1 protein-coding gene is annotated in these 316 nt (G+C 60.1%); it reads left to right on the top strand.

What is annotated here, in order from left to right:
• Window positions 1-316 (top strand): immunoglobulin-like domain-containing protein (locus QMX86_RS28220; RefSeq protein WP_282387999.1); only part of this gene is annotated, 316 nt, incomplete at both ends.

Here is a 316-nt window from a genome sequence, read left to right as displayed (position 1 = left end):
CTAGCGCTACCGGTGGCAATTTCGAGAACCTCGTACCGAGCACTGCTCCAGCGGTGACGACTGTCACCGACACCATCGATACCTCGACCGTCAAATTGACCGCCGATACTTCGGTGGCTGAAGGCGGCACCGTGACTTACACCGCCACGGTTGGTGCGCCAGTTACTGGCTCGCCTGTGGTCGTGACTCTGGCCAACGGCCAGACCATCACCATCGGCGTCGGTCAGACTACTGGCACTGCAACTGCTGTTGCTGCGAACGATGCGTTGGTCGGTAATGCGCCGATCACCAATTCGATCACTGGCGTGAGCGGTGG

Origin of the sequence: Pseudomonas sp. PS01270 (assembly GCF_029959775.1) — a bacterium.
Classification (GTDB): domain Bacteria; phylum Pseudomonadota; class Gammaproteobacteria; order Pseudomonadales; family Pseudomonadaceae; genus Aquipseudomonas; species Aquipseudomonas atacamensis.
Note: the sequence above shows the minus strand (reverse complement) of the source record. Positions and strands in the feature narration are given on the sequence as shown.